This is a genomic window from Streptomyces sp. sk2.1 (genome assembly GCF_008120935.1).
Classification (GTDB): domain Bacteria; phylum Actinomycetota; class Actinomycetes; order Streptomycetales; family Streptomycetaceae; genus Streptomyces.
Window position 1 is genome coordinate 64967 of the sequence record NZ_RDBO01000083.1, and the last position, 8676, is coordinate 73642.

General features: G+C 71.8%; 9 protein-coding genes. 7 read left to right on the plus strand and 2 right to left on the minus strand.

Annotated features, from left to right (window positions below; all coding sequences use genetic code 11):
* Window positions 1-23 precede the first annotated feature (23 nt).
* Window positions 24-1019, minus strand: coding sequence for an ATP-binding protein (locus EAO76_RS37170; protein ID WP_148840638.1), 996 nt, complete (start codon window positions 1017-1019; stop codon window positions 24-26).
* Between the two features lie 102 nt (window positions 1020-1121).
* On the opposite strand from EAO76_RS37170, the gene EAO76_RS37175 reads away from it, so the two are divergent.
* Window positions 1122-1946, plus strand: coding sequence for an oxidoreductase (locus tag EAO76_RS37175; RefSeq protein WP_148840639.1), 825 nt, complete (start codon window positions 1122-1124; stop codon window positions 1944-1946).
* Window positions 1947-2699: 753 nt separating this feature from the next.
* Here EAO76_RS37175 and EAO76_RS37180 read toward each other — a convergent pair.
* A complete protein-coding gene (locus tag EAO76_RS37180; protein ID WP_148840640.1) occupies window positions 2700-3536 on the minus strand; it encodes an HAD family phosphatase in 837 nt (278 codons plus the stop codon).
* A gap of 499 nt (window positions 3537-4035) precedes the next feature.
* Between EAO76_RS37180 and ssd the strand changes: the two genes are divergently transcribed.
* From ssd to EAO76_RS37210, 6 genes are read left to right on the plus strand one after another with little or no spacing between them, the layout of a single operon-like run.
* Window positions 4036-5163: a septum site-determining protein Ssd gene (gene ssd / locus EAO76_RS37185; protein WP_148840641.1), complete on the plus strand. Its 1128-nt coding sequence runs from the start codon at window positions 4036-4038 to the stop codon at window positions 5161-5163.
* Window positions 5160-6308: a TadA family conjugal transfer-associated ATPase gene (locus tag EAO76_RS37190; RefSeq protein WP_148840642.1), complete on the plus strand. Its 1149-nt coding sequence runs from the start codon at window positions 5160-5162 to the stop codon at window positions 6306-6308. Before ssd ends, EAO76_RS37190 begins: the two co-directional genes overlap by 4 nt.
* Window positions 6305-7189: a type II secretion system F family protein gene (locus EAO76_RS37195; protein WP_148840643.1), complete on the plus strand. Its 885-nt coding sequence runs from the start codon at window positions 6305-6307 to the stop codon at window positions 7187-7189. The genes EAO76_RS37190 and EAO76_RS37195 overlap by 4 nt, the downstream gene beginning before the upstream one ends.
* Complete coding sequence (locus tag EAO76_RS37200) at window positions 7186-7980, plus strand: type II secretion system F family protein (protein WP_148840644.1); 795 nt, start codon at window positions 7186-7188, stop codon at window positions 7978-7980. The genes EAO76_RS37195 and EAO76_RS37200 overlap by 4 nt, the downstream gene beginning before the upstream one ends.
* 59 nt (window positions 7981-8039) lie before the next feature.
* Window positions 8040-8240, plus strand: coding sequence for a DUF4244 domain-containing protein (locus tag EAO76_RS37205; RefSeq protein ID WP_187438947.1), 201 nt, complete (start codon window positions 8040-8042; stop codon window positions 8238-8240).
* Entirely contained in the window at window positions 8227-8652 is a 426-nt protein-coding gene (locus tag EAO76_RS37210; RefSeq protein WP_148840646.1) for a TadE family type IV pilus minor pilin, read from the plus strand. The genes EAO76_RS37205 and EAO76_RS37210 overlap by 14 nt, the downstream gene beginning before the upstream one ends.
* Window positions 8653-8676: the final 24 nt, after the last annotated feature.

Below are 8676 nucleotides of genomic sequence, written 5' to 3' on the forward strand. Positions count from 1 at the left end.
GGGCGGCCCGGGGAGCCAGTGGCTCAGGCGGGCTGGGCGGCACCGTCCTGCGCGTACCGCTCGTCGAGAACGAAGGCGGGGTCGACCTGGGCGGCCAGATCGGCCCCCGTCTTCTCGTTGCCCCAGCTCTCCGCGTTCTTCAGGTGGAAGTGCACCATCTGCCGCGTGTAACGCTCCCAGTCCCGCTGCTCGTACGAGTCCTCCGCCGCGTTCTGCAGGGCCTGCAACGCCATTCGGTTGTCGGCCTCCAGCAGTTCGAAACGGGAGGGGCGCCCCTTCTCCATGGCCCGCACCCAGTCGGAGTGCCCGACGCTCACCAGCAGGTCGTCACCCACCTCGGCGCGCAGGAAGTCCAGGTCGTCCTCGCCCTGCACCTTGTTGCCGATCACCTTCAACACGACCCCGAAGTCCCGCGCGTACTCCTTGTACTGGCGGTAGACGGAGACGCCCTTGCGGGTCGGTTCGGCGACCAGGAACGTCATGTCGAAGCGGGTGAACATCCCCGAGGCGAAGGAGTCCGAACCCGCCGTCATGTCGACGACGACGTACTCCTCGGGACCGTCGACGAGATGGTTGAGGCAGAGTTCGACCGCGCCGACCTTGGAGTGGTAGCAGGCGACCCCAAGATCCGACTCGGTGAACGGCCCGGTGGCCATCAACCGGATCTCCCCGTCGTCGAGCCGCACCGTACGGGCGCACGCGTCGTAGATCGGGTTGTCCTCGCGGATCCGCAACAGCCGTGACCCCTCACCGGGCGGAGTCGTCTTGATCATCGTCTCGGCGGAGGCGATGCGGGGGTTGCTCCCGCGCAGGTACTCCTTGATCAGGGGCAGGTGGGCACCCATGGCGGGCAGCGCCGCGGCTTCCTGGTCGTCCAGGCCGAGCGCGGCCCCGAGGTGCTGGTTGATGTCGGCGTCCACCGCGACGACGTGGGCTTCATTGGCGGCGAGGTGGCGGATGAAGAGCGAGGACAACGTGGTCTTGCCGCTGCCGCCCTTCCCTACGAAAGCGATCTTCATGTTCACCTAGGGTAGCGGTGCAATTGCTTTCCGCTGTCGCACTTCGTGAAGAAGGCCACTCCCGGGCGGCATCGGCGCAGGGGGCGCGTAGCCTCGCTACTTATGAGTACGACTGCCTCTGATCCGCTCGCCGCCCTGGGTTCCTTGCCGGGAGTCGCCGACGCGGTGGACTCCGTACGCAAGGCCGTCGACCGGGTCTACGGTCACCGCATCATGCGGCGCCGCAGCAACGAGGTCACCGCCGAAGCGGCCCTGCGCGGCGCTCGCGGCTCGGCGGCGCTGTCGGGTGCCGACTGGAACCTGGAAGAGGTGCGCCGACGCACCGACTTCAGTGGTGACGACGAGGCGCGGGTGATCGGCGCGGCCCTGAGACTGACCGCGGAAGCGGGTCAACTCCTTTCCATCTGGCGGCAGTCGCCGCTTCGGGTGCTGGCCCGGCTGCACCTGGTCGCCGCCGGCGGGGTGGAGCCCGAGGACTCCATCGGCCGGCCGAGGCTGGCGGGCGAGCCCGTGGACGAACCGCTGGTCGAAGCGCTGCTGCCGGGCGCCGACGAGGTGGCCGGACGGCTGGAGGGGCTCTCCGGGCTGATCCTCTCCGGCACTTCGGCGCCCGCGCTGGTGACGGCGGCGGTCGTGCACGGTGAACTGCTGGCCCTGCGCCCCTTCGGCTCGCACAACGGCCTCGTCGCACGGACCGCCGAACGGATCGTGCTGATCGGGAGCGGGCTCGACCCCAAGTCGATCTGCCCGGCCGAGGTGGGTCACGCCGAACAGGGGCGGGCGGCGTACCTCGCGGCATTCGAGGGCTATCTGTCGGGTACGCCGGACGGGATGGCGGCCTGGATCACCCACTGCGGGCGCTCCGTGGAACTGGGCGTCCGGGAGTCGACGGCGGTGTGCGAGGCGCTGCAGCGGGGTGCGGCGTAGGGCAGGGCGTCGGAGTGGCGTGACGCCGTGGGCCCGCGGGCCCCGGCTTCGTGGGCCTCGAACCGGTGGGCTCGTGAGGCCATGAGGTCACGGCTTCGTGGGGTCATGGGGTGGTGGCGGGTTCGAGGGGCGGAGTGCCGCGGATTGGATGGCCATCGGCGTGGTCCCGGGGCGGGTGCTTCGCCGAGCTGGATCCGATGCCATGACTCCACCGGGGTGAAGCCGGCGAAGTGACTTCACGGCGGTAACTTCCGGGAGGGGCTCTGCCGCGCCGACTTCACCGCCCCGGAAAAGGGTTGCGGCGGTACCGTCCTCGGTACCGCCGCTGGCATGTCTGCCCAGTTACCATGCGTCCTCGATATGTGCCCATCAGGTCGGGTTCTTTGCCCGGTCCCTGGTGCGGCTGGCCCGTAATCGACGGGTCGACGTCGCGTGGGTGCTCGGCTTTCATGCTTCGGTCCGTGGGGCCTTCTCTGCGTTACTGGTAATCCTCTCGGATGTCCTTGGTCTCGCGGGCCGTTGAGTCCTTTGTACTCCAGAGGTGGTGCGAACGGTAGTGCTGGCCACACTTCTTTACTTTTAGGTTCAATTACGGGCGAGTCGGGTAATTCGCTCCGAGCGGTCCGGAATGCGGATCATCCGGCATGTCCGGCAGGTGTGCCGGCCCCCGCGGCCGGTCTGCGGGGAGCCGGTCGCGGGGCTCGACGGCGGGAGTCGGTGGTGTGCGCGTCGGGTCCGTCGCGTCGGGGATTGTCAGGCCGAGGCCGTGGCGCCCCGGCGGCGGGAGGTGTACCAGACCAGCCCCGCCGTGACGGCGGCCGCGCCCACCGCCGCGGCGACCAGCGCCGGACGTGGCGGCATCGAGAACGCGGGCAGACGTTGCTTGAGGCGGACCGGCCGATTGAAGACGAGAATCGGCCACTCGCGAAGGGTCGCTTCGCGCCGTAGCGCGCGGTCCGGGTTGACCGCATGCGGATGGCCGACCGACTCCAGCATCGGCACGTCGGTGGCGGAGTCGCTGTAGGCGTAGCAGCGCGAGAGGTCGTACCCCTCCGACACCGCGAGGCTCCTGATCGCCTCGGCCTTGGTCGGGCCGTACGCGTAGTACTCCACCTCACCGGTGAAGCAGCCGTCGTCGCCGACCACCATTCGGGTGGCGACGACCCGGTCGGCGCCGAGCATCTCGCCGATGGGTTCGACGACCTCGGCGCCGGAGGTCGAGACGATCACCACGTCGCGCCCGGCGGTGTGATGCTCCTCGATGAGCGTCGCCGCTTCGTCGTAGATGATGGGGTCGATCAGATCGTGCAGGGTCTCGGCGACGATTTCTCTCACCTGCTGGACGTTCCAGCCCTTGCAGAGTGCGGAGAGATATTCTCGCATCCGTTCCATCTGGTCGTGATCTGCACCCCCGGCAAGGAACACGAACTGTGCGTACGCAGTGCGCAGTACGGCACGGCGGTTGATCAGTCCGCCTTGGTAGAAGGACTTGCTGAAGGCCAGTGTCGAAGACTTCGCAATGACCGTCTTGTCCAGGTCAAAGAAGGCTGCTGTGCGCGGCAAGAAGCGGTTTTCCACAAGGCAGAGCATAGGGGCCGACCATTCGGCGTAAACTCCGGCGCGTGGGTTTGCCTGAGAGGGCTCTCGGGTACACCATGGAAGTCACGGATCGTTCGCGACCGTGCTAACCCGGTCCGGCTCCTCCCCCCCCGAGTCGGCCGTGGGGACGACCCCCGCTCTCCCCCCCGGCGGGGGTCGTCGCATGTCCGGGCGCGTTTCTTCCGTTCGGAATCAAGCATTCCGCCTCCATTTCGGTCATGACGGCCGCCTCTCGCTACGCCCCCCATCACTCTGACTCGTCACGGTGCGTAGCGGAAGGGGTGCGCTGCGAAAGTCGCCGGTATGGATGACGAAGTTATTCACAAGGGTGGAGTTGTCCCCAGCTTTTGAGCAAGATCCACATCTTTTCCCGAAGCGCTGCACGGTGATTCCCGCCGCGAAGTCCGCGGATTGCGGAATCGCCGGTCCCGGAACGATCCGGGATCACCGCGAACCGCGATGAGGGTGCAGTGGGAAGGAAGTGGAGATCTTGGCCGGGTCCATCGCGTGGGATCGTCCGCAGGCCGCCGGAGCACGGCGGGGCGGGCCACTGATCGTGACCGAGGACGTGGAACTGCTCGATGATCTGCTGCGGCTGTGCGCGGCAGCCGGGGCGGAACCGGAAGTCCATCACTCGCTGCCCGAGAACAGGGGCAGTTGGGAACAGCCCCCGATGGTTCTCGTGGGCGACGACGCCGCCCGGCGGTGCCGCGGGGCGGCGCGCAGACAGGGTGTGATGCTTGTCGGACGGGAGCAGGACGACCCGGACGTCTGGCGCCGCGCGGTGGAGATCGGGGCCGAATACGTACTGAGGCTGCCCGATTCGGAGGGGTGGCTGGTCGACCAGATCGCCAATGCGGTGGAAGGCGTGGGCCGGGCGGCGCTCACCGTGGGGGTGATCGGCGGGCGGGGCGGATCCGGTGCGTCCACGCTGGCCTGCGCCCTCGCGGTGACCGCCGCCAGGGCGGGCCGGCGGACGATGCTGATCGACGGCGACCCGCTCGGCGGAGGCATCGACGTACTGCTCGGGGGCGAACGGGCCGAAGGGATGCGATGGCCGGATTTCGCCCATTCGAAGGGGCGGGTCGGCGGAGGCGCGCTGGAGGAGTCGCTGCCCGCGTTACACGGGCTGAGGGTGCTCAGCTGGGGCCGTGACGACTGGGTGGTCGTCCCGCCCCGGGCCATGCAGGCCGTGCTGGCCGCCGCCCGCAGGCTCGGCGGGGTGGTCGTCGTCGATCTGCCCCGCCGGGTCGACGAGTCGGTGGCCGAGGCCCTCGCCCAGCTGGACCTGGGGCTGCTGGTGGTGCCGGGGGAACTCCGCGCGGTCGCGGCGGCGAAGCGGGTGGCGTCGATGGCCGGGATGGTCCTGGCCGATCTGCGGGTCGTGGCCCGTGGCCCGTACGCGGCGGGTCTCGACGAGCGGTGGGTGGCACAGGCGTTGGGGCTGCCGCTCGTCGGTGAACTACCGCTCGACGCCGGACTGCTGGCCGATCAGGACAGTGGCTCCCCGCCGGGCGGAAGTGCTCGCGGCCCACTGGCCAGGTTCTGCGCGGCGTTCTGGGAGCGGGCACTCACCGCGGAGAACGCGGGGGGACGCACCGGCGGAGGCGTGTCATGACGGAGACGCTGCTCGACGCCGTACGGCAACGGCTGGCGCAGAGCGGCGCGGCACCGACCCCGGCCGGGGTGGCGGCCGCGTTACGGGCCCAGGGGCGGCTGCTCGGGGACGCCGAAGTGCTCGGCGCCGCCGAGGAGTTGCGCGGCGAACTGGTCGGGGTCGGGGTGCTGGAACCGCTGCTCAGCGATCCGATGGTGACGGACGTGCTGGTCTCCGCTCCGGACCGGGTGTGGGTGGACCGGGGCGGTGGGCTCGAACTGACCGGGGTGACCTTCGCGGACGCCGCCGCGGTGCGCAGGCTGGCGCAGCGGCTGGCCGCCGTGGCGGGGCGGCGGCTGGATGACGCCCGCCCCTGGGTGGACGCCCGGCTGCCGGACGGCACCCGTATGCATGCCGTGCTGCCCCCGGTGTCGGTCGGTTCGACGTGCCTGTCGCTGCGGGTGGTGCGGCCCAGGGCCTTCTCACTGACGGAACTGGTCGCGGCGGGGACCGTGCCGCCGGGCGGTGACCGAGTGCTGCGGGCCTTGGTGGAGGCCCGTGTCTCGTACCTGATCAGCGGAGGGACGGGGGCGGGGAAGACGACCCTTCTGTCGAGTCTGCTGGGCGCGGTCGGGGAGCACGAGCGGATCGTGCTCGCCGAGGACTCGGCGGAGCTGCGGCCGGACCATCCACATGTGGTGCGTCTGGAGTCGCGCCCCGCCAACCAGGAAGGGGCGGGGCGGGTGACGCTCCGGGACCTGGTGAGGCAGGCGCTGCGCATGAGGCCCGACCGACTGGTGGTCGGAGAGGTCCGAGGCGCAGAGGTCACGGAACTCCTGGCGGCCCTCAACACGGGGCATGAAGGTGGTTGCGGGACGGTCCATGCCAATGCGGCCGAGCACGTGCCGGCCCGTCTCGAAGCGCTGGGGACGGCGGCGGGGCTGGAGCGGGTGGCGCTCCACAGCCAGCTGGCGGCAGCCCTGTCGGTGGTGGTCCACCTCGTGCGCGACCGGGCCGGGCAGCGGCGGATCGCCGAGGTGCACGTTCTGGAGCGGGACACGGCGGGGCTGGTGGTGACCGTGCCGGCCCTGCGCTGGGGCACCGACGGTTTCGTACGGGAACGGGGCTGGGAACGGCTGCGCTCGCTGATCGGAGGCGCGCCGTGAGCGGTGGCGGTGCGCCGACGGGGTCGGCGACGAGTGTGGCCTGCGCGGCTGCTCTGTGCGCCGGAGCGGCGGCCTGGCTGGTGGCGGCGCGGGACCACGGGCGGCAGAGGGCACGGGTGCTGTTCGTCGACGGACCGGCCCGCTCGCCGTTGCGCGTGTGGCGGGAGCGGGCCGGAGCACGGCTGCTGGGGCACTTGCGGGAACGGAGGGAATGGCTCTGCATTCCGGTGGCGCTGCTCGTCGCCGTGCTGGGGGCGTCCGTGCTGCCGCTGTTCGCCGGGGCGGTGGCGGTGCCGCTGGTGCGCCGGTGGCTGCGCGGGCGGGCCCGGAGACAGGAGCGGGAACGCCGCGAGGCGGGGGTGGTGGCGCTGTGCGGCGCGGTCGTGGGTGAGCTGCGGGCCGGGCACGAGCCGGGGCAGGCGCTGCTGGCCGCGGTCCGGGAAACGGGAGTGCTGGGGGCGGCGGAGGCCGGTGTGTCGGCGGCGGCCCGGTTCGGTGGTGATGTGCCGGCGGCACTCGGGCAGGCGGCGCGGGACCCCGGCCTGGACGGGCTCGCCGGGGTGGCGGCCTGCTGGCGGGTGGCGGTGGACGGCGGGGCCGGGCTCGCGGCGGGCCTGGACCGGCTGGAAGGCGCGTTGCGGGCCGAGCGGCGCAGACGGGAGGAGTTACGGGCCCGGCTGGCGGGCGCCTGGTCGACGGTCGCCGTACTGGCTCTGCTGCCGGTGCTGGGGCTGGGCCTGGGAGCGGCGCTCGGGGCCGACCCGCTGCGGGTGCTGCTCCACACCCCGGTCGGGCTGGCCTGTGTGGCGGTGGGTGGGCTGCTGGAGGCCGCGGGGCTCTGGTGGGCCGGTCGGATCGTACGGGCGGGAGAGGCGGCATGAGCGGCATCACCGGTGGGTCCGGGCTCGGGGCGGCGATGTGCGCGGTTCTCGGCACGGCGGCCTTCTGGTCGGCCCTGGCCCTGGCAGGAACGCGGCGGAGGCGGGCGGGGCGCCGCCGGGGCGCGGTGCTGCTGGCGGTTCCCCCGGAGAGACGCCGACGCGGGCGCACGGTGTCCGGTGACCGGGCGAAGGAATGGATCGCGCCGCTGGCGGCCTTGGCGACGGGCTGGGCCCTGATCGGTGGCCCGCTGGGGTGCGCGGCAGGACTGGCGGGGGGTTACGGCGCCCGGCGATGGCAGCGGGCCCGCAAGGGACACGAGCAGCGGGACGGGAAGGAGGAGCAGGCGCTGGCCGCACGCCAACTGCCGCTGGCGGCCGATCTGCTGGCGGCCTGCGTCTCTGCCGGCGCCGGGCCGGGAGAGGCGGCTGAAGCGGTGGGGGAGTCACTCGGCGGGCCGGTCGGTACGAGCCTGGCGCAGGTGGCCGCGGAGATCCGTCTCGGCGGCGAGCCCGCGGCGGCCTGGGGGAGGTTCGGCGAGATCCCGGGTGCGGGTGCACTGGCCCGCTGTCTGGACCGGGCGGGTTCGACCGGGGCGCCGGCGGCCGAACCGGTGGCGAGGCTGGCCGAGGCGATGCGGGCGGAGCGGGCGAGCGCCGCCGTGGCGCGCGCACAACGCGCGGGCGTACTGATCACCGGCCCGGTCGGACTCTGCTTCCTGCCCGCCTTCCTGGCGGTGGGTGTGGCCCCGGTGGTGGTGGGCCTGGCGACCGGACTGCTTCACACCGGATGACCCAAAAGACCGGGCACCTGAATTTTTCCTACGAGAACGAGCAATCAGCGGGGGTTGAAATGGCACGGCGAATCAGGGACTGGGCACGTGGCGTGGCACGCCGGGTCCGATCGGACAACGGCATGACGACATCCGAATACGCGGTGGGAACGATCGCGGCCTGCGCGTTCGCGGCGGTGCTCTACAAGGTGGTCACCAGCCAGCCGGTCATGTCCGCACTGCAGTCACTGCTGAAGGAAGCGCTCGATGCGAAGTTCTGAGCGCGGCCGCGGGCGACGACCTGCCGGGGGCCGTTGCCGGGGCGCGGACGGAAGGGCCGGAAAGAGGCGGGACCGGGGCGCGGTGACAGCCGAAGCGGCCATGGCGGTTCCGGTGCTGGTGGTGTTCGCCCTGACGCTGGTCTGGGCGCTGATGGCGGCCTCCGCCCAGATTCGGTGCGTGGACGCGGCGAGAGCCGGGGCAAGGGCCGCGGCCCGCTCCGAACCGGAGGCACAGGCGCTGGACGTCGCCCGGTCGGCGGCCCCCGAAGGAGCCGAGGTCGCGATGGAGCGGACCGGGGAGCTGTGGCGGGTGCGGGTCGAGGCGTCGACGCCGGGCCCCGGCCCGCTGGCCCTGACGCTCCACGCGGAGGCGGCGGCACTGGCCGAGGACACGGTGGGGGCGGAGCGGTGACCGGTGTACGGGAACGGGCGAGGG

Coding starts and splice junctions, on each gene's coding strand:
- EAO76_RS37170 (WP_148840638.1), bottom strand. CDS start 1,019: ATGAAGATCGCTTTCGTAGGGAAGGGCGGCAGCGGCAAGACCACGTTG.
- EAO76_RS37175 (WP_148840639.1), top strand. CDS start 1,122: ATGAGTACGACTGCCTCTGATCCGCTCGCCGCCCTGGGTTCCTTGCCG.
- EAO76_RS37180 (WP_148840640.1), bottom strand. CDS start 3,536: ATGCTCTGCCTTGTGGAAAACCGCTTCTTGCCGCGCACAGCAGCCTTC.
- EAO76_RS37190 (WP_148840642.1), top strand. CDS start 5,160: ATGACGGAGACGCTGCTCGACGCCGTACGGCAACGGCTGGCGCAGAGC.
- EAO76_RS37200 (WP_148840644.1), top strand. CDS start 7,186: ATGAGCGGCATCACCGGTGGGTCCGGGCTCGGGGCGGCGATGTGCGCG.
- EAO76_RS37205 (WP_187438947.1), top strand. CDS start 8,040: ATGGCACGGCGAATCAGGGACTGGGCACGTGGCGTGGCACGCCGGGTC.
- EAO76_RS37210 (WP_148840646.1), top strand. CDS start 8,227: ATGCGAAGTTCTGAGCGCGGCCGCGGGCGACGACCTGCCGGGGGCCGT.